Here is a 20082-nt window from a genome sequence, read left to right as displayed (position 1 = left end):
CTCACCAGCGTTCCGGCGAGTACTGGAGTGGGCGACCCTCTGGGAAATCCGGTTCGCCGCCACCATTCATACTCATTTCAGCCTACCGAGGAGAGTCATCTCTCTTCGGTGGGCTTTCCGTATTTATAGAGAGTGGCAACGCTTCCTTCCAGAATTTCGGACGACGGTAACTATCGGTCGATACCGACTGTTGCCCGCACATCGACGACGGACCGACCGACCTCGACCGTATAGCGGCCGCCGTCGACAGTCCACCCGTCGTCGTACCGCGACCAGGCGAGCCCGTCAAGGTCGAGCGTGACGGCTCGGGACTCCCCGGAGTCGAGTACGACAGACCGTGCCCCGGCGAACTCACGCTCCGGGCGCTCGACGCCGTCGGTAGCGGGCGGTCGCACGTACGCCTGGACCACCTCCCGGCCGGGTCTGTCCCCGACGTTTTCGACAGTAACCTCGACAGTGGCATCGCTGACGACAGCCGCGTCCCCGTACTCGAAGGTGGTGTACGACTCGCCGTGGCCGAACGGATAGGTGGGTTCGTCCTCGCCCGCATCGAAGTGACGGTAACCGACGAAGACGCCCTCGTCGTAGCGAGCGATGTCGTCGATACCGGGGAACCGGCGCTCATCGGCCGTCGGATAGGTGCCTTCGGGCGCGAACGTGACGGGCAGGCGGCCGCCGGGGTCGCGGTCGCCGTAGAGCACGTCGGCAAGCGCAGCGCCGTCGGCCTGTCCGGGGTACCACTGTTCGACGACGGCGGCCACGTCGTCGCGCCACGGGGTTTCGACCGGCCCGCCGGTGCGCAGGACGACGACGGTCCGGTCGTTGGCGGCGGCGACTGCTTCGATGAGCTCGTCCTGCCGGCCGGGGAGCGCGAGGCTGTCGCGGTCCCGCGCCTCTGTGGTCGCGTCGCGCGCGCAAACGACGGCAACGTCGGCGGCTTCGGCGGCTGCGACCGCGTCGTCGAGCGAGGGGTCCTCGTCCGGGCCGCTCTCGTCGCCGCGGCCGCCGTCGACGAACGGCAGGAGGTCGAACAGCGAGACGGACTCGATTTCCGGAATCCCGCGCGCGCTCGTCACGGTTCCCTCGCTGCGCGCGGTCAGGCCGTCGACGGGGCTGACCGAGCGGAAGGGCGTGGTCTCCGAGGACCCCCCGCCGCCGAGTTTGGCCTCGTGGACGTGGGGGCCGACGAGTGCCACGTCGGCGTCGTCGGAAAGCGGGAGGGTGCCGTCGTTGTCCAGTAGGACGGTCCCCCGGGCGGCGATGTCGCGCGCGAGGTCGCGGTGGCGCTCGCTGTCCAGTTCGCCGGGTCGGTCGCGGCCGTCGAGCAGCCCGACGCGTGCCATCTGGCCGAGGACGCGCGCGACCATGTCGTCGAGTCGGTCGGCGGACACCGACCCGTCGTCGATGGCGTCGGCGAGCGGGTCGCCGAACAGGCCGGCGCGGCTGGCGTCCGGGATGCCGTCCGGCCACTCGACCCCCTCGGAGTCATCCGGACCCGCCGAGACGCCCGGCATCTCCACGTCGAGACCGGCGGTGGCCGCGCCGACGGTCGTTTCGAGGCCGTACCAGTCCGAGACGACGTAGCCCGCAAACCCCCACTCGTCTTTGAGAACATCGCCGACCAGACGCCCGTGGTCGCTCATGTGGGTGCCGTTGACCCGGTTGTAGGCGGTCATCACCGACCCGGCGCCGGCCTCGACCGCGGCGCGGAAGGGCGGGAGATACAGCTCCCGGAGCGCCCGCTCGTCGACGTCGGCGCTGACGGTCGTCCGGTGGGTCTCCTGGTTGTTGGCGACGAAGTGTTTCACCGTCGCGATGACGTCCTGCGATTCGATACCCTCGACGAGCGCGCGGCTGAGAGCGCTGGCGAGCACCGGGGCCTCGGATAGATACTCGAAGTTCCGGCCGCAGTGGGGGACGCGGACGAGGTTCACTCCGGGTGCCAGCAGCGCGTCCTGGCCGTGTGCACGCGCCTCGCGGGCCATCGCGGCGCCCTGCTCGCGCGCGAGGGCGGAATCGAACGTCGCCGCGGTAGCGAGCGTCGCGGGGAACGCCGTCGCCCGCTCGCCCTCGGCGCGGATGCCCAGCGGCCCGTCGACCAGCCGGAGCGGGGGGATATCGAGGCGCGGGACGCCGGGGAGATAGCCCGTCGCGGTCCCCTCGGGGTCGGCGGTCCCGCGGACGAGCGACAGCTTCTCGGTCCGAGTCAGTTCGGCGAGGAGTGCGTCGATGTCGGCCATACGAGTTATCGACCGTGGGCGCGGGGGCGGGAAAGCCGTTGGGGGGCGACACAACCGCTATCCGTCTCTCCCGCGACGTACGGGTATGGACGGCGAAGCACTTCCGGCGGAGACGGGCGTGGGGCGCGTCGCACTGACCGTCGGGGACCTGGACGAGACTGTCGAATTCTACGAGTCCGTGGTCGGGCTGGCGGCCCACGAGACGGACGGCGAGCGGGCCGTGCTTGGCGACGGCGAGACGCCGCTGCTGGAACTAATCGAAGACCGGAGCGCGCCCGAGCGAGCGCGTTCGGCCGCCGGCCTCTTCCATACCGCGTTCCGTGTCCCCTCGCGGGCCGCACTGGGCGACGCCCTGGAACGGCTCGACGACCGGTGGGAGCTCTCCGGGGCGTCCGACCACCTAGTAAGCGAAGCGCTGTACTGTCGGGACCCGGAGGGGAACGGCGTCGAGATATACCGAGACAGACCCAGGTCGACGTGGGGGGAGACGCCCGACGGCGGGGTCCAAATGGCGACGGAGCCACTTGATGCCGACGCGGTTCGCCGCGCGGCGACCGACGCGGACGCGGTCCCGGCGGGGACCGACGTGGGGCACGTCCATCTCGAAGTGACGGGACTCGACGCGGCGCGGGCGTTCTACGCCGACGCGCTGGGGCTGTCCGTCCGGGCGAGCGACGGCTGCGCCCTCTTCCTGGCGGCCGGCGGCTACCACCACCATGTCGGTGTGAACGTCTGGAACGGGCGGTCCGAACCCGCCAGCGGTCGCGGGCTCGACTGGGTGGAACTCCGCGTGCCGACCGAGTCGGCGGTCGACGCCGCGCGCGACCGACTCGACCGGGCCGGCTACGCCGTCGAAGGGACCGCGGACGGGATTCGCGTGCCCGACCCAGACGGTATCGACATCCGCCTCGCGAGCCGGTAGCGCTCGTGTTACCGGGTACTCAAATGCATCGGCGTGCTATTGAGGGTATGAGTTCCAACGCGACACGTGCGTCTGTAGCGTGGCGGTCGATCGAGGCTGTCGCCGGGAGGCCGGCATGACCGACGGACCACATCAGGGACAGCAGCTCGTTACCGCCGGCACGCCGCTGGACGAGGCGACGGCGGCGATGGTCCTCGTTCACGGCCGGGGCGCGACGGCCCGGAGCATCGTCCAGATGGGCCAGGAGGTCCACCGTGACGGCGTGGCGCTGCTTGCCCCACAGGCCGCGCGGAACACCTGGTACCCCAACTCCTTCCTGTCGCCCGTCGAGCAGAACGAGCCGGGGCGAACGTCCGGCCTCCGAGCTGTCGGCGAGGCCGTCGAACGGGCGGTCGGGGCCGGTATCGACCGCGAGCGGGTCATCCTGCTGGGCTTCTCCCAGGGGGCGTGTCTCGCAAGCGAGTACGTCGCGCGCAACCCGCGGCGGTACGGCGGGCTCGTGGCGCTGTCGGGCGGGCTCATCGGGGAGACGGTCGACCCCGAGAGCTACGAGGGCGACGTCGAGGGGACGCCGGTGTTCGTCGGCTGTAGCGACGTGGACCCCCACATCCCGCTCGAACGGGTCGAGGCGACGGCCGAGGCGTTCGAGCTGCTGAACGGCGACGTCGACAAGCGTATCTACGAGGGCATGGGCCACGGGGTCAACGAGGACGAGCTCGACGCGGTGGCGGACCTGGTCGCCGGGCTGGTCGCGTAGTCCCTGTCCCCGCTTCACGTTCGTCGTGGCGAGGCTCCGCCCTGCGGCGGGCCCTCGCCTACTCCATATCGGCCAGCGTCCCGAACTCGTCGACGGGGACGACGGAGTAATCGATGTTCAGCGTGTCCTTGGTCGCGCGAATCTTGCCCACGAAGGCCGAAATCTCTTCGAGGTCCCCCTCCAGTACGAACAGCTCCATACAGCGGTGTTCGCCGACGTGGCTGTGGAAGTTCGAGGCGACGAGCCCCTCGTGTTCGTGGCGCAGATGCATCATCTTCTCCTCGACGGCCGTGGTGTCGTAGTCGAACAGGACGGTGACGATACCCATCAGCTCCCGGCCTTCGAGGCGCTTGTCCTCGAACTCGCCGAGCAGGTTCCGGCTGGCCTCCCGAATTATCTCGCTGCGGCCGGTGTAGCCGTGTTCGTCGGCGAACTCGTCGATGCGTTCGAGGAGCGATTCGGGCATGGAGACGCTGACGACGGTCATGTATTAAACAAGGCCCCAGCTCCTATTAAGGATTATTGAACGGCCGCTGCTCCCGGAGTTTTCACCGCTGATGGAGGGAAAACTTATAACTAGCTCTCAAGATGGACCTAGCAGTATGACAGCGAACGTCGTGACCGACGTGAACCGACCCTACGTTCCCGCCGGTGGGGCGAAGCTGACGGCCGAAATCGAAGTAGAGCCGGGCGAGCAGGAGGTCGAGCCCGTCCGGCACATCGCGCTGTGTATCGATTCGAGCGGGTCGATGTACGAAGGGGGGAACATGGACCGCGCTCGGGGCGGCGCCGAGTGGGTGTTCGGACTCCTGAACGACGACGACTACGTCTCCATCGTCGCGTTCGACACGGAGGTCGACGTCGTGCTGGACGCGACCCGCTGGGGCGACATCTCCCGGGAGGACGCGGTCGAGAAGGTCCACGACATCCAGGCCGGCGGCGGGACGGACATGTACCAGGGGCTACAGGCCGCCGCGGACACGCTCAAGGGCCTCCCGTCCGGCAAGAACACCGCGCGGCGGGTCCTGTTGCTGTCGGACGGCAAGGACAACACTCACGACCCGCCGGAGTTCGAGACGCTCGCCCGCGAGATAGACAGCGCCGGCATCCGCATCAAGTCGGCGGGCATCGGCGAGGACTACCGCAGCGAGACCATACGGAAGCTCGGCAGCGTCGCACGGGGCGACTGGACGCATCTGCAGGCGTCGGGCGACATCGAGCAGTTCTTCGGCGACGCCGTCGAGGAGGCCGGCAGCGTCGTCGCCCCCGACGCCGAGCTCGAACTCGACATCGCCGACGGCGTCGAGGTCAGCGAGGTGTACCGCGCGCTGCCCCAGACCCAGGAGGTCTCGCCGGAGTGGCAGGCAAACAGCGCCGTCATCAAGCTCCCGGACCTGCTGGACCGGGAGACACAGCGGGTCGTCCTGAAGGTCCACGCGCCGGAGCGGCCGCTGGGCGAGCACGGCCTCGCGGACGTGGCCCTCTCGGCGGGCGGCGAGACGGCGACGGCGACCCTCTCCGTTGAGTACACGGACGACGAGGAGAAGCTCCAGCACCACAACGAGGACATCGACATCGACCACAAACAGACGGTCATCCAGACCGAGCTGGGCAAGGGCAACGTCGCGGAGGCCCAGACTCAGATAGAGCAGATGACCCGCATCCACGGCGCCGAGACGGAGGCGGTCAAGTCCGCCGAGCGCCAGACCGAGATAGTCATGGAGGGCGGCCGCGAGGAGCAGAGCCGGGCCACGAAGATTGTCACGGACGAGGGCATCCAGAAGTGACAGCGCCGCGCGTGGGGGCCGCGGCCATCCGGGACGAGGGCTGAGCGATGCCGTGGGAACCCGAACCGGGCGACGTCATCGCCGGCCGGTACGAGCTCGAGGAGTTCCTCGGCAAGGGCGGGTTCGCGAAGGCGTACAAGGCGACCGACAGGGACACCGGCGACACGGTCGTCCTGAAACACCCGAACTACACCGAGTCACAGAACGACGAGTCGGTCATCGAGGAGTACTTCGGGAAGGAGGCCGAGTCGCTGGAACGCATCGCCGCGGCGGGCGGCCACGAGAACGTGATGGACCTCTACGACACGGTCCGGTTCCGCGATGTCCCCTTCCTCGTCGTCGAACTCGTTGAGGGCGGCCTCGAACTCGATACGGTAATCGACAAGCACGGCCCGATAGAGGACACGGAGCAGGTCCGCCAGATAGGTATCGACCTTGCGGACGCGATGGGCTTTCTCCACGAGAACGAGATCGTCTACCGGGACCTGAAGCCCGAGAACGTCATGTTGAAGCCCGACATCACGCCGACGCTCATCGACTTCAACACGGCGACGGGCTTCGACTCGACGGGCGACCCGTCCACGGGGAACCAGGGGACGACCATCCTCGGCCCGTTCAAACCCCGCGAGGTCGCGGAGGCGAGCCGAACCGACGTGCGCCAGGGGCCGTGGTCAGACGTCTACTCCATCGGGAAGATTCTACTGTTCCTGCTGAAGGGGTCGGTCCCGAAGAAGGACGGCGTCAACCCGCACGACTTCGGCGCCGACTGCGACGACTACCTGGCCGAAATCGTCGAGCGAGCGACCCAGTCGGACTACCGCCACCGCTACCGGAACGCGACCGTCCTGCGGGATGTCCTAGAGGACAAGGACCCCTCCCCGCCCGCGACGGCCGCCATCCGGTATATCCAGGCGGGCCGGCAGTTCACCGTCGAGCCGGGCGATACAATCGGTCGCGAGGGGGCCAACGGCCCGCCGGCCTCTATCACCATCGAGGACCCACAGGGGGAGTACATCTCGTCGGTGCAGGTGCAGTTCGAGTCCGAGGGCGGCGAGTGGTATCTGGTCGACCGGAGCCTCAACGGGACGTTCGTCCAGCAGGGGTCGGGGTGGCAGCGGGTGCTGTGCGGGGCCGGCCGCGACCGGCTCAAGGAGAAAGGCGAGGACTACACGGACCGTCACGGCGAGGAGCCGCCCGAATCCATTCGGCTGGAAGACGGCGACCTCATCTCGCTCGTCCACCCGACCTACGGCGTCACGTTCGAGTTCCAATCGGAGTAACCATGCGATACACCACGAATTACGACATCGGCGACCGGAAGCGCGGACAGGGAATCAACGAGGACAGCCTCTCGGTGACGGTCTTCGAACAGGGACATCGGGACGGCTATCTGGGGAAGACGAGACCGCCCAGAATCCGCAGGCGCACGGACGAGTCGGCGGACGAGGAGGGGGACGCGGACGGACCAGCGTCGGACGAGGAGACGGATGCAGACGGACCAACGTCGGAGGCGCCGGCGGAGACCGACGACGCGGCGGGGGCGGAACCGGCGGCCGTGGCGGCCGCCATCGACCGGGCCGAGGCGGACGACGACGAGGCCGCCGAGACCGCGGAGCCATCGGTGGAGCCGGACGACGCCGGCGGAGGAGGCTCCGAGCCAGACGAGACAGCCGAGGATGACCGGGAAGCCACCGACGGGGCGGCGGAGCTGCCGGCCAACCGCTCGGCGGGCGTGTTCGTGCTGGCCGACGGCGCGGGCGGTCACGACGCGGGCGACGCCGCCTCCTACATCGCGACGACGGTCGTCGCGGAGAACCTCGCGCCGGTGGCCATCAACGCCGTGCGCAGCCACCCCGAGGAGTTCGATATCGACATCAGCCCGGACGTGCTTCCCGAGCCGCTCGGCCCCGAGGACATCCAGACCGGGCTGGAGAACGCCATCATCAAGGCCCACCGGGAGATCATCCGCTACGCCGACGACTCGGGCACCAAGTCCTACACGACGGTCGTCGCCGGCGTCTACGCCGACGGCCAGCTGCACCTGGGATGGGTCGGCGACAGCCGCGCGTACCTCGTCAACGACGCACGCGAGGAAATCGTCCGGCTCACCAAGGACCACGCCGTCGTCGAGGAGTGGGCCGACCAGGGTGAGATAGACGACGTCGAGGCCCACGTCCATCCGGACGGAAACCAGATAACCCGGGCGCTCGGCGGGTCGGGCCACGAGGACCCCGACCGCGCGATGGTCGAGGTCGACACCCGCTCGGTCCGGCTGTTCGCCGAGGACACCGTGCTGGCCACGAGCGACGGGCTCATCGATGCCCAGACCGACGCGCCCGAGCTCTACGAGGAGTACCTCGAGGCCGACCGGTCGGCCGAGATGGCCGAGACCGTCCGCGACGCGGTCGTCACGGACGAGGAGATACGCGACGTGTTACTCTCGGCGGACTCGCTGGACGACGCGGCCGCCGAGTACGTCACGCTCGCGAACGAGCGCGGGGGAAAGGACAACATCTCAGTGTTGCTGTTCGAGGACGGGACGCTGCCGTCGACCCCGAGCGGCGGCATACCGGTTCGTGCGGCCGATCCTGACGTTGATTTATCAGAACGGGACACCGTCATTATCACTGAGGACTAGCGGGGGAAACGTTTTATTTCTCCCCGCAAAAGCCGCTCACGAAGGACAATGTCAGACGCGAGCACCACACAATCAGTCGAGTGTCCTATCTGTGGGGACGAATTCGACCCTACGGTCGCGGGCGGCTGGTGTACGAACACGGAGTGCGGTGAGTGGCAGTACACCGAAGAGAGCACCGAAGCAGGGACAACAGACGCGGCCGGTGAATCGGACGACGACCTCGTCTCCCCCGAAGCGGACGAGGCGGACGAAGACACCGAGTCCGTCGATCTCTTCGAGGCGTCGGACGACGAGGCCGACGACGGCGGGGTCGACGACGTAGCGCTGGCGACCGACGAGGACGACGGCGGGGTCGACGATGTAGGGGTTGAAGCCGAGGGGGCCGACGGTGTCGCGGCGACAACTGACGACGCGGCCGACGAAACCGTCGAGGGGGAATTCGAGGAGGGTGACGACGGAGACGATACGACTGACGCAGCCGAATCCGACGGGGTCGAGGGCGCCGACGCGGGCGACGTGGCCGACACGACTGAAGCTACCGAATCTGACGCTGTGGCGGACGACGCGGCCGAGGCGGTCGAAGCGGAAGACGCGGATGAGACGGTCGAAGCGGAAGACGCGGCCGAGGCAGCCGACGGGGACGACGTGGCCGAAGCGGTCGACGCGGACGAGACGGTCGACGACAGCGCCGAGAAGGCGACCGACGAGGCCGACACCATCGACTGTCCGGACTGCGGGGCCGAACTCGACGCCGAGGCAAACTTCTGTGCCGAGTGCGGGTCGGACGTCTCGAACGTCTCGCCGGGCGACGCCGACGAACTCGACGCCTGCCCCGGCTGCGGGACCGACGTCGAGCCCGAGGACAACTTCTGTGTGAACTGCGGCGAGGACCTCGACGCCCACCGCGGGGGCGACGCCGACGAACACGACGACGCCATCGACGCGCTCGAAGCCACCAGCGACGACGGGCCGGTGGCGGTTCCCGACTCGCTCGTCCTGGAGATTGAGGGGCGGGAGATACACGTCGACGACGGCGACACGGTCGGCCGCGAGATACGCGCCGCGCTCACCGAGGCCGGGCGTCCGGACGACGAGGCCGTCCGTATCCACCGCGAACACGTGCGGTTCGTCCGCGAGGGCGAGAGCTTCTATCTGCTTGACCTGGGCGACAACCCGACCCAGCTCAACGGGAAGACGCTCCAGAAGGGCGACCGCGAGCCGGTCGCACCGGGCGACGAAATCGAGCTCTCGGGCGTCGCCTCGGTGACCGTCGGGGCGCCCTGAGCCACACGAATTAAGCTCCCACACCGGAACACCAATGTAATGACGGACCGCCCCCCTGCCGTGGAACTCCGCCGTTCCGTCGCTGTGCTCGCTACCGAGTGGTGGCTCGTCGTCGGCGGTCTCGCCGGCTATCTTGTCTTTGGGGCGTGGGTGGTAGCGACCGGACTCGCGTTCGATTCGTTCGTGCCCGGACTCGCCGCGAGGAGCCTCACGGCCGTCGGTCCCCTAACGGTGACCGGCCTGGTCGCCTTCGCGGCGGTCGCGTGGCTGGTCGCGCCCGCGATGGTCGCCGCGTGGCTGCTCGACCGACAGCTCTCGAACGTGAGCGGCAATCTGGTGGACCAGTACCGCATCGACCACCCCGGAGTCCTGCCGGCGCCGTCCGGCGTTCTCATGCTGGCAGCGACCGTCACCGCGCTCGTCGCCGGCCCGCGACCGCCCGTCCTCGCCGTCATGGCCCTCGCGGGCGTCCACCTGCTGGTCCGGACGATAGCGTTCGGCCGTCGCGTCTACAGCTTCTCCCCGAAACCGTTGTTTACCGCGATGGCCGCGGTGAGCGGACTGGCGCTGGCGGCCGCATGGCTCGTCCACGCGCCGCGGCTACCGGGCACGGTCGGCGAGCGGGTCGCCGGTGCGGGTGTCGCCTCGGTGGTCGAGACGGCGCTGGGCGCCGCGGGCGTCGGCTCGGGGACGGCCCTGGGCGTTCTGGTCGCCGTGCCGGCGCTGCTCTCGGGGCTGTATCTCGTGGTCCAGACGGTCGTCGCTGCCCGGGTCCGGTCGCGGGCGCCGCTGTCGAACCCGACAAAGCGGGCCGAGCAGCGTTATCCCATCATGCCGCCGGTCGCCGACAGCTCCCGGCCCGGACCGCCGACGCCGTCCGCTAACGATGACTCCCAACAGGCGACGACGGAGCCGTCATCCGAACCTGCTACTGACGAACGGACCGCGGATGCCGCGGACACGGACGAGTCCGCGGTGACGACCGAGGAGTCCGACGACCGTTCACACACTCGCGTGTTCACGGCCGAGGAGCCGATTCCGGACGACGAGGACGCGATGACGACCGTCGCGACCGACGCCGACGAGGACGACGACGGCTGGGTCGACGACACCGCCATCTTCTCGCCCGACGGGGCGACCGGGTCCGACGACGAGTGCGGCGAGTGCGGCGAGGAGATTCCGCGCGAATCGGTGACTTTCTGCCCGAACTGCGGCGAGCGCGTCCGGCGCTGACCGACAGCCGCCGCGGTCCGTCGCCCCCGAATCGGACGACGAGCGTGTGGTATTCGATACCGAATATGCAATATACTTAATATATGCCCACGTGAAGAATTGGACACGTCAGGAGCGCTGACGCGGTGACTCAGATGGTCAACGCCACTCCGACCCACCACGTGCCCGCCGCCTGCGCCGAGCAGGTGGTCCTCGAGGCCGGTTGCACGACCGGCCTCGGCGGGGACGCTTCTGCGGGTCGGGCCGGCGCCGCTCTCATCCGTCAGTTCCCGCCCGCCCGGTGACGTGCCGACCCGTGGGACGGCGTCGTCCGACGCCCACTGCGGCGAGGATTCGTTCTCGCTGGTCATCCACTCCTCAGTGGCCAGCGCGCCGGCGGGCCCGGCTGGCGGGCTCCTCTGGACCGGTTCGACTCCGGCCGTCGACCTATGTCGCTCCATGCGACTACCACCGTCGAGGCATCGGTCGATATCTCGCTGCGGGTCCCCCGCGGCGGGACCGAAGACCTCACCAGCGGCGTCGCCGGCGTGCTCGATGCCGTCGACGCCGTTTCGGCGGTGACCGTCGACCGGGTGACGAGCGTGCGCCCGGGCCACACGGACATCCGTGTCGACAGCGACGCCACGGTAGTCGTCGAGGTGCCGATGGAGGCCGACGCCGACCCGACGGACCCCGCCCTCCGGTCGGCGGTCGCGGCACAGCTCGTGGACGGGTTCGGCATCACGCAGGTCATCGAGGTCGAACGGGTCGACCTCGTCGAGGAGTAGTCGCGGCGCTCAGATGTCGAGTTCGACGGGCTCGTCGTCCGAACCGTCCGACAGCTCCTCCGGCTCGTCGTCTTCCTCGGCGAGCTGGCCGGCCAGCAGTCCCGTGACGCCGGTGACGAGCATCCCGAGCCCGGAGATGCGGGTCGAGCGGACGTACCACTCTTTCGGTTCGAGGTCGCCGGGGTTGTCGTAGCCCCGCAGGAGGAGCTTGCCGTTCAGTTTGATGGCCTGTTTCGGGAGGAAGACGGCGAGCAGGCCGTGTACGACCATCCACGCGTAGCCGAGCGGGAGAAAGCGCTGTATCATCAGTTCGACGTTCGTTCCCCACCTACCTGAACCCTTGGCTCACGGCGTCTCAGGCGTCGTCGGTCCACATCGCGTCCGAGAGGGTCCGCTGGACGGCCTCCTCGCCGACGGCCTGGGCCAGCGTCTCGAAACTGCTCCGTTCGATCGGGTCGCCGGCGTTGGCGACCAGCCGGGAGACGATGAACTCCGGGGTGGACTTGCCGACGGTGCCAAACCTGGGCTGGTAGTCGACGCGCAACTCCAGCTCCGGGTCCAGCCCCTCGGCGAAGATGCCGTCCGTTCGAGCGACCTCGGGCAGCGGTTCGAGGTCGGCCGCGAGGTGCGTGACGAACACGCCCAGCGCGCCCCGCTCGACGGTCAGCGTCACGAGCCCGTGCAGCAGGTTCGCGGCCGACCCCGGCTCCGTGATGGCCTCGAACTCGTCGACCAGCATCAGCGTCCGGTCGTCGCCCGACAGCGGCGGGACCACCGAGCGCAGCGTCGACTCCAGCACGCCCGCGTTGAACGAGGCGTGCCGGCGGTGGAAGACGACGGTGTCGACGACGCCGACCTCCGCCGCCTCGGCGGGGACGGGCAGCCCCATCTGTGCGAGCAACTGCACCTGACACAGCGTCTCCAGCAGGGTGGTCTTCCCGCCGGAGTTCGCGCCGGTCAGCACCGCCACGCGGTCGCCGGTGGGCGGGGCGTTGGCCCGCTCTACGTCGAGGGTGTGGTCGCCGACGGCGTAGGTCACCGGCTGGACGCCGTCGGCGTCGGACAGCGCGAGGTTGCGCGCCCGCCTGACGGCGACGGTGTCGCGGTCGACGAAGGTCGGTCGGCGGAGGTCGTACGCCAGCGCGAAGCGGGCCAGCGACACCGAGAGCGCGAGGTCGCCGACGGCCGAGACGGCCTCGTCGATGGTCGGCCGGGCCGCTTCGAGGGCCTCGCTCAGCTTTTCGGCCACCGTTTCCTCCCGTTCCTCGACGGCGGCTCCCAGCGACCGCCGGAGCTCCCGGAGCGCGGCGTCGACGAAGTCCCGCGCGTCGGTCGCGCCCTCCGGCATCGCGTCGCGGACGCGGGCGGCCTCGATGCCCGTCTCGCCGGTGACGTGACGGACCAGCGCGTCCTGGAACTCGTCGGGCCGGCGGGCGGTTTCCTTGATTGCCTCGACCACGTCGGGCGCGGACGCCGCGAGGTCTTCGACCTGCCCGTGGTGGTCCCGAAGCCGGTCCAGCTCCTCGTCGGCGCCCTCGCCCACGCGGTCCCCGTCGCCGCCGAGGCCGGCCAGCGCGGCCCGAGCGTCGTCGAGCGCGTCGGCGTCCAGCGCCGCCACTCGCTCGAAGACGCCCGAATCCACGCCGGTGGCCTGCAGGGCCAGCGCCGTCTCGACGGCCGCCCGCTCGCCGCCCGCGTCGTGGTCCGAAAAGGCCGACAGTATCGCCCGCTGGTCGCTGTCGGCGAGTCCGGCCCACGTGTCCCTGGCGGCCAGCACGTCGTCCAGCCGCGACTCCATGCGCTCGCGGGTCGGAAGCGGCGTCAGCACGCGGACGCGGTCGGCCGCGTCGTCGGTGACGGCGTACTCCTCGGCGAGGTCCAGCAGTTCCTTGTACACGTCCCGGGTGTCCCGGGTCGCCAGCAGGTCCATCGACTCGGCGGCGGTCGCCCGGCGGAGGATGCGCGTCGCCCGGCCCCGCGAGAGCCCGGCCGCGGTGAGCGTCCGCGTGTCCGCCGATTCGATGGCCTCGATGGCCCGCTCCACGCCCAGTTCCTCGGTCAGTAGCTCGGACGTCTTCGGGCCGATGCCCCAGTACTCCTCCAGTCGCATGCGCGAGCCGACGGGCGGCCCCGGTTTAGTTGTTCTCACCGCGGCTCAGAGGTTCGGAACCAGGCCGTCGAGCCGCGACCCCTCCGCGTCGCGGGCCAGGGCCTCCGCGGCGTGTTCGCCGCTTATCAGGGCCATCGGCAGGCCGACCCCCGGCGACGTGAACGCGCCGGCGTAGTAGAGCCCCTCGACTCCCGGCGCGTGGTGAGCGGGGCGCAGCGGCCCGGTCTGGTCGAGGGTGTGTGCCAGCCCGAGCGCGGTGCCGCCGGGCGTCCGGTACCGGTCGGCGAAGTCGGAGACGCAGGCCGACTCCTCGGCGACGATGCGGTCCCGCAGGTCGACCCCCGCGTTCTCGGCGAGGTCGTCGAGTATCCGGTCCCGGACCGCCGCGCGGCGCTCCGGGCCGTCGTCGAGCCCGGGCGCGACCGGGACGAGGACGACGACGGCGTGGTGGCCGTCGGGGGCGGCGCTGTCGTCGGTCCGCGACGCCACGGAGAGGTAGTACGCCGGGTTCTCGGGCCAGTCGGGGGCTTCGAAGATGCGCTCGAAGTGAGGGTCCCAGTCGGTCGGGAACACGAGGCTGTGGTGGGCGAGCGGGTCGACCTCCCCCTCGACGCCGAGGTACAGCAGGAACGCGGACGGGCCGTAGGTCTGGTCGGCCCAGTAGCCGGGGTCGCGGTCGTGCTGGCCGGGGTCGAGCAGGTCCCGCTCGACGTGGGCCGGGTTCGCGTTCGCGACGACGCTGTCGGCGACGTGGCTGTCGCCGCGCGTCGTCACGCGCAGGCCGCCCTCGACGGGGTCGAGTCCGGTCACGTCCGTCCCGGTCCGGTAGCTCACGCCCAGCCCCCGACCCAGGGCGACAAGCGCCTCGACGAGGCTGTACATGCCGCCCTCGGGGTAGTAGACGCCAAGCTCGAAATCCACGTGCGTCATCAGGTTGTACAGCGACGGCGTGTTCCGGGGCGAGCCGCCGAGAAAGACCAGCGTGTACTGCAGGAGCTGCTGGAGCTTCGGCTCGTCGAAGTGGTCGGCGACGTAGCTCTGCATCGACCCGAGGTGGGTCAGCGCCGGGGCGGCCCTGAGGAGACTCGGGTCGACCAGGTCGCGGAACCGCGCGCGGTCCTCGTAGACGAACCGGTCCATCCCGATTTCGTAGGTGCGTTCCGCCTCGGCGAGGTAGTCGTCGAGGGCCTCGGCGGCCCCGTCCTCGTAGGACTCGAAGACGGCCCGAATCCGGTCGAGGTCGGGCTCGACGTCGAGCCGGTCGCCGTCCTTGTAGAAGACGCGGTACTGCGGGTCGAGTCGGGTGAGTTCGTAGTAGTCCTCCACCGACCGGCCGAAGTGCTCGAAAAAGCGCTCGAAGGTGTCGGGCATCAGATACCACGACGGCCCGGTGTCGAAGGTGAACTCGCCGAGCTCCAGTCTGTTGGTGACGCCGCCGAGCGAGTCGGTCCGCTCGAGGACGGTCACGTCCGCGCCGGCGTCGGCGAGCGTACAGGCCGCGGAGAGCCCGCCGACGCCGCCGCCGACGACTGTCACGGTCTCGTCGGTAAGCGGTGTGTCGTCAATCATTGTGAATCGTCGCGCCGTCTCGCTTGCCGTTCAGGGGACGTACCAGATGCCGCGCTCGCGGTCCGCCAGCCCGCCCACGATGACGTGTGGCAGTGCGATGATGCTCACGAAGATGCTCCAGAACGCCACCAGTCCGGGGAGCGGGCCGGCGCCGCCCAGCGGCTGCGGGGCGATGGTCCACACGAGGGCAGCCAGCCCGAACGTGGCGATGCTGCCGGCGATGAGGACGCCCCACGCGCCCAGCGCGACCAGCCGCGGCTCGTCGGCATCGAGGAAGTCGAGCCAGCCGCCGCCGGCGTCCGCGGGCTCGTCGTCGACGGCCGTCGTTCGGGCGACCTGCCTGGCCGAGTACCACAGCGGGAAGTACAGCCCGACGGCGATGACGACGGGGACGAGCGCGAAGTACGCCACGAGCAGGAGCGTCTCGGCGGCGTCGGCGAGAAAGGAGCCGGTCCCCGCCGACCGCCAGTAGCCCAGCCCGAGGTGTGTGGCGAGCAGGGCGCCGTAGCCGGCCCCCAGCGCGACCCGTCGCGCACCGAAGTCCCCGGCGACACCGGAGAGCGCGCCGGGCTCGAAGATGCTCACCATGATGGTGCTGAAGGCGTAGAACACGTCGGGCCAGAACACCATGGGGACGACCATCACCGCGCCACCGCGGACCGCGGCGGCGAGCCACCGCTGTGGTCTCGTTCGGAGGTGGTCGGTGCCCGGCAGCGCGTCCATGACCTTCAGGCCGCCCAGACCGCCCTTCGCCATCGCGACGCTCACCGCGAGCGCCAGGCCGGCGACCGGAGCCAGGACCAGGAGCCCGACGAACAGGGCGACCGAGAGCAGGTACGCGCCGACGTACCCGCCCTGGAACGTCGCGGCCCGCCGCCTGAGGTTCTCGAAGTGCTCGTACCCCCCGTGAGGGAGGTTCATCGCGACCATCCCGAGGAGGTAGACGCCGGCCTGGACGCGCAGCGACACCTCCAGCCCGGCCACTCTGCCGGCTCCGAACCCGGCTATCAACACCAGCAGCGCGACGCGGGACACCGTCAGAGGCGTGCCGCCGGCCCCGTCAGCGGCCAGGCCGCCACGCCCGAAGCGCCGTGTGTAGGCCATATACGGAACGTGGTGCTACACGGGCATCAAACGGAAACCCAAATCGATTGGTACCACAGCCGGACCACTCAAGCCCCTGGCACGGCTACGGCGACGCATGGACGAGGGACAGGGGACGGATAGCGGCGGGCCGCTGGGCGGCGAGCCCGGTGAGCTGGTCTGTCCGGCCTGTGGCGCCGACATGGAGCGGGCGACCCCGGCCTGTCCCGACTGCGGCGAGCAGTTGGTCCCCGACGAGGTGGCCGAGCTGCTCGACGAGCGGATGGCCGCGGCCTTCGACTCGGAGGTGAATACGGCGCCGCGCTGGGCGGTCGTGCTGACCGGGCTGGCGCTGGGCATCGCCGTCGCCCCGCTGGTCGTCTACGCCGCCATCATCGCCGTCGGCGAGCTCCCGCTCGCGGTTCTGGTCGGGCTGGGACTGGCCGGCTGGCTCCTGCCCGCGGCGGCGCTCTCGCGGCTCCCGAACCCGAGCGCGGTGCTCTCCCGCGGGCTCTATCTCGTCGTCGGCGGCGTCGGCGCCGTGGTCCTCGCCATCGGATACGACGCGGTGTCAGCGGGGTCGTCGGTGGTCACTGGCGACGCCGGACTCGTCGTCGGGGCGCTGGCGCTCCCGGCGATGCTCGCGCTCCTGCTGGCTCGCCGCGTCGCCGGCCGGGCGGCCAGACAGGCCCGCGGGGAGCCGGGCCCGCTCCACGAGCGTGCGGGCATCGAGACCGAGGACGACGCTGACGACGGCTGAGACGCTGCGCGTCTTTCGCGGACCCACTCAATCCCGACAGACTCCCTCCGGTCGACTGTCGACCTTCGTCGAGCCACAGGCTCGACTCAGTCCCAGAACGACTGTGTCCGCGCGTACTCGCGCTCCTGCCTGAGGATGTCCCGGTAGAACTCGTCTTCGTCCTCGCGCAGGCGGTTGATGATTCGGGCGGCGTTGTGCGGGCCGACGCCGCGGGCCGCGAGCGCGACGACGGCCTGCTTGCCGTGGGTCTGGACGAGCGACCCCGACTGGTAGGCCCGCTCGGTCATCTTCTCCTGCTCGTCGTCCTTCTGGTCGGCCCGAACCGCTTTGACCACCTCGTCGGCCCAGGGGTTCAGCGCGGCGACGCGGGTCGAGCCACACTCGGGGCACTCGGGCTGGTCGCGCACGCGCCCGACCTGCTGCTTGCGGTCCCACTGCTTGCAGTGCAGACACAGGAGGATGACGCGGTCGCTCTGAATGCGCTCTTTTACCGTCTGGATGACCGACGCGTCGGCGTTCTCCGGCGAGAGCAGCTCCCGGCCCGAGGAGCGCCCGCCGGTCCCGACGGGCGTGTGTTCGCTCACCGTCTCCAGCGCGACCCGGCCGGACTGGAGGGCCCCGAGCAGGTCGGCCGTCTCCCCGACGGCGAGGTCCTCGTGGCGGACCTCCCGTAGGGCCTCCTCGTACATCGGGGTGTCTTCCAGCGCCGCGAGCAGTCGGTCGCGGCCGAAGTCCGTCGAGCCGCGGCCGCGCCACCGCTTCAGCGAGCCGAACTTCGTCGCGACCTGCGCGAGCTTGAACTTCAGGGCGTCGGCGTTTTTCAGGCTCAACTCGACCAGCGCGGGCAGGTGGTCGGGGTCGGTCTCCTCCAGCACGCCGACGACGTCGCCGGCGGTAATCCCCCGCGGTATCTCCAGTTCGATGCGGTAGGGGTCGACTTCCATCGCGACCGACGAGCCCGACTGCTGGCCCAGCAGCGCCGAAAGCACCCGGCCGAGCGTCTCGTTCACCTTGTGGCCCTGGCAGGCGTTGACCACGACCTCGCGGCCGTGGAACTCGACGAGGACGGTGTCCTCGTCCGGAATCGGCCCCTCGTGGCCGTCGAGTTGCGAGAGCCCGTCCGCGACGGTGTCGGGGTCGGCGTCGTAGCGGGCGGCGACGTGGCTCGCGACCGACTCCACGGGCGCGCCGTCCTGTAGCTGGCTCCCCGCGACCCGCCGCAGTTCGCCGACCTCCTGTGCGACGGCTTTCGGCACCGGAATCTCGGAGCCGGTCCAGGAGGGGACCTCGCCGGCGGGGTCCTCGATGGGCGAGACGGTGACGGTCTCCTCCTCCTCGTCGATGGTCGTGATACGCCACATCTCCCCGCGCTGGACGAACACCTCCCCCGGCGTGGCGAAGTTGACGACGAAGCGCTCGTCCAGGGTCCCGACCTGCTGGCCCGAGGCCACGTCCTCGACGTCGTAGGTCGCCTCGTCGGGAATCATCGAGAGGTTCTGGTAGAAGTACTGCCAGGTGCCCCGGCGTTTCTCCAGGGTGTCGCGGTCCTCGTCGAGCCAGACGACGTTGCTCTGGGCGAGTTCCCGGACGACGGCCTTGAACTGGTCCTCGACGAGGTCCCGGAACGGGGCGGCCCGCGTGATGATTTCGTAGGCCCGCATCGCGCGAACCTCGCCCGTGTCCATCACCAGCCCCGCTATCTGGTTGGCGACGGTGTCCAGGCTCCCGTCGTGGATGCCCGCGGGTTCGACCTCGCCCGCGCGGGCCTGCCGGGCGATGGCCATCGCTTCGAGCGTGTCGTCGGCGTGGGTCGTGACGACGGTCCCCGACGACACCTGGTCGCGGCGGTGGCCGGCACGGCCCACGCGCTGGACGAGCCTGGAGACCTGCCGCGGGCTGCCGTACTGGACGACGTGGTCGACCCGTCCCACGTCGATGCCGAGCTCCATCGAGGAGGTACAGAGCAGGGCGTCCAGCTCACCGGCCTTGAACGCCGCCTCGACCTCGATTCGGGCCTCCTTCGAGAGCGAGCCGTGGTGGATGCCGAGGTTCGTACCCAGCTCCTTGAACCGCGAGCCCAGCGCCTCCGCTGTCTGCCGCGTGTTGACAAACACCAGTACGGAGCTGTGGTCGGTAATCAGGTCGTCGATGAAGCGGACGTGGCTCGCGGTCTCGGCGTCCGTGACGAGTTCGCTGGAGAGCCGTTCGTCGCGGTCGGTGACCTGCGGGCGGACCACGGAGAGGTCGAGGCGGCTCCCGATGTCCACCTCGACAATCGAACAGGGCCGCCCGCCGGTGAGGAACTCCCCGACAGCGTCGGGGTCGCCCACGGTCGCCGACAGCCCGATGCGCTGGAACTCCCCGGCGACTTCCCGCAGGCGTTCGAGCCCGACCGTCAGCTGGGCGCCCCGCTTGGCGGCGGCGAGTTCGTGGACCTCGTCGACGACGACGTGGTCGACGTCTTCCAGCGCCACGCGGAGCTTCGACCCCGTCAGCATCGCCTGCAGCGTCTCGGGCGTGGTGACCAGCACGTCCGGCGGGTCGTCGGCCTGTTTGCTCCGCTGGTAGTCCGTCGTGTCGCCGTGGCGCACGTCGACGTCGAGGCCGAGGGTCTCGCCCCACCACTCCAGGCGCTCGCGCATGTCGCGGTTCAGGGCCCGCAACGGCGTGACGTACAGCGCACCGATGCCGAAGCGGTCGTCGGCCTGGGTCAGCGCGTCGAGTACCGGTAACATCGCCGTTTCGGTCTTGCCGGTCCCGGTGGGCGCCACGACGAGGGCGTCCCGGCCGCGGGCGAGGGTCGGCACGGCCTTCCGCTGTGGCTCGGTCGGCGTCGAAAAGCCCCGCTCTGAGAGCGCCGCTCTCACCTCCGCACCGAGCTCGGTGAAGGCGTCTCGCCCCTCCATCGCCCCATCACTCATCGCCCCCTCGT

17 protein-coding genes are annotated in these 20082 nt (G+C 70.0%); 10 read left to right on the top strand and 7 right to left on the bottom strand.

Annotation, left to right across the window (positions count from 1 at the left end; genetic code table 11):
- Positions 1–170 precede the first annotated feature (170 nt).
- Positions 171–2240, bottom strand: a complete 2070-nt coding sequence (locus tag NJQ98_RS11485) for a beta-glucosidase (RefSeq protein WP_262178696.1) — start codon at positions 2238–2240, stop codon at positions 171–173.
- Between the two features lie 85 nt (positions 2241–2325).
- Here NJQ98_RS11485 and NJQ98_RS11480 point away from each other — a divergent pair, with 85 nt between their 5' ends.
- Positions 2326–3162: a VOC family protein gene (locus NJQ98_RS11480; protein ID WP_262178694.1), complete on the top strand. Its 837-nt coding sequence runs from the start codon at positions 2326–2328 to the stop codon at positions 3160–3162.
- A 115-nt stretch (positions 3163–3277) separates the two neighbouring features.
- A complete protein-coding gene (locus NJQ98_RS11475) occupies positions 3278–3919 on the top strand; it encodes an alpha/beta hydrolase (RefSeq protein ID WP_262178693.1) in 642 nt (213 codons plus the stop codon).
- Between the two features lie 58 nt (positions 3920–3977).
- Here NJQ98_RS11475 and NJQ98_RS11470 read toward each other — a convergent pair whose 3' ends face one another.
- On the bottom strand, positions 3978–4406 hold the full coding sequence (locus NJQ98_RS11470; RefSeq protein WP_262178691.1) for a CopG family ribbon-helix-helix protein: 429 nt from the start codon (positions 4404–4406) through the stop codon (positions 3978–3980).
- 115 nt (positions 4407–4521) lie between these two features.
- Between NJQ98_RS11470 and NJQ98_RS11465 the strand changes: the two genes are divergently transcribed.
- The 7 genes from NJQ98_RS11465 (at position 4522) to NJQ98_RS11435 (ending at position 11628) form a co-directional block, all read left to right on the top strand.
- The gene (locus NJQ98_RS11465) at positions 4522–5706 is read left to right on the top strand and encodes a vWA domain-containing protein (RefSeq protein ID WP_262178689.1); all 1185 of its coding nucleotides are present in this window, start codon (positions 4522–4524) and stop codon (positions 5704–5706) included.
- A gap of 47 nt (positions 5707–5753) precedes the next feature.
- Positions 5754–6986: an FHA domain-containing serine/threonine-protein kinase gene (locus NJQ98_RS11460; protein WP_262178687.1), complete on the top strand. Its 1233-nt coding sequence runs from the start codon at positions 5754–5756 to the stop codon at positions 6984–6986.
- 2 nt (positions 6987–6988) lie between these two features.
- On the top strand, positions 6989–8344 hold the full coding sequence (locus NJQ98_RS11455; RefSeq protein WP_262178685.1) for a PP2C family protein-serine/threonine phosphatase: 1356 nt from the start codon (positions 6989–6991) through the stop codon (positions 8342–8344).
- Positions 8345–8392: 48 nt separating this feature from the next.
- Positions 8393–9628, top strand: coding sequence for a double zinc ribbon and FHA domain-containing protein (locus NJQ98_RS11450; RefSeq protein WP_262178683.1), 1236 nt, complete (start codon positions 8393–8395; stop codon positions 9626–9628).
- A gap of 39 nt (positions 9629–9667) precedes the next feature.
- Entirely contained in the window at positions 9668–10861 is a 1194-nt protein-coding gene (locus tag NJQ98_RS11445; protein WP_262178682.1) for a zinc ribbon domain-containing protein, read from the top strand.
- Positions 10862–10995: 134 nt separating this feature from the next.
- The gene (locus NJQ98_RS11440) at positions 10996–11145 is read left to right on the top strand and encodes a hypothetical protein (protein ID WP_262178680.1); all 150 of its coding nucleotides are present in this window, start codon (positions 10996–10998) and stop codon (positions 11143–11145) included.
- Positions 11146–11289: 144 nt separating this feature from the next.
- Positions 11290–11628 carry a hypothetical protein gene (locus NJQ98_RS11435; RefSeq protein WP_262178678.1) on the top strand — a complete coding sequence of 113 codons (339 nt, stop codon included), beginning with the start codon at positions 11290–11292 and terminating at the stop codon, positions 11626–11628.
- 9 nt (positions 11629–11637) lie between these two features.
- Here NJQ98_RS11435 and NJQ98_RS11430 read toward each other — a convergent pair whose 3' ends face one another.
- The 4 genes from NJQ98_RS11430 to NJQ98_RS11415 are packed head-to-tail and all read right to left on the bottom strand — an operon-like array spanning position 11638 to position 16411.
- Positions 11638–11934 carry a DUF6199 family natural product biosynthesis protein gene (locus NJQ98_RS11430; protein WP_262178676.1) on the bottom strand — a complete coding sequence of 99 codons (297 nt, stop codon included), beginning with the start codon at positions 11932–11934 and terminating at the stop codon, positions 11638–11640.
- Between the two features lie 49 nt (positions 11935–11983).
- Positions 11984–13738, bottom strand: coding sequence for a MutS-related protein (locus NJQ98_RS11425; RefSeq protein WP_262178674.1), 1755 nt, complete (start codon positions 13736–13738; stop codon positions 11984–11986).
- Positions 13739–13783: 45 nt separating this feature from the next.
- Positions 13784–15307 (bottom strand): phytoene desaturase family protein, encoded by a 1524-nt coding sequence (locus NJQ98_RS11420; RefSeq protein ID WP_262178672.1) that lies wholly within the window; start codon positions 15305–15307, stop codon positions 13784–13786.
- 30 nt (positions 15308–15337) lie between these two features.
- Positions 15338–16411, bottom strand: a complete 1074-nt coding sequence (locus tag NJQ98_RS11415) for a Brp/Blh family beta-carotene 15,15'-dioxygenase (protein WP_262178670.1) — start codon at positions 16409–16411, stop codon at positions 15338–15340.
- 97 nt (positions 16412–16508) lie between these two features.
- On the opposite strand from NJQ98_RS11415, the gene NJQ98_RS11410 reads away from it, so the two are divergent.
- Positions 16509–17150, top strand: coding sequence for a zinc ribbon domain-containing protein (locus tag NJQ98_RS11410; protein WP_262178668.1), 642 nt, complete (start codon positions 16509–16511; stop codon positions 17148–17150).
- An 86-nt stretch (positions 17151–17236) separates the two neighbouring features.
- Here the strand turns inward: NJQ98_RS11410 and NJQ98_RS11405 are convergent, their stop codons facing one another.
- Complete coding sequence (locus NJQ98_RS11405) at positions 17237–20071, bottom strand: DEAD/DEAH box helicase (RefSeq protein WP_262178666.1); 2835 nt, start codon at positions 20069–20071, stop codon at positions 17237–17239.
- Between the last annotated feature and the right edge of the window lie 11 nt (positions 20072–20082).

The organism is Haloarcula laminariae, from assembly GCF_025457605.1.
Taxonomy (GTDB): Archaea; Halobacteriota; Halobacteria; order Halobacteriales; family Haloarculaceae; genus Haloarcula; species Haloarcula laminariae.
The sequence above is the reverse complement of the archived record's forward strand: the minus strand, read 5'-3'. Positions and strand labels throughout refer to the sequence as shown.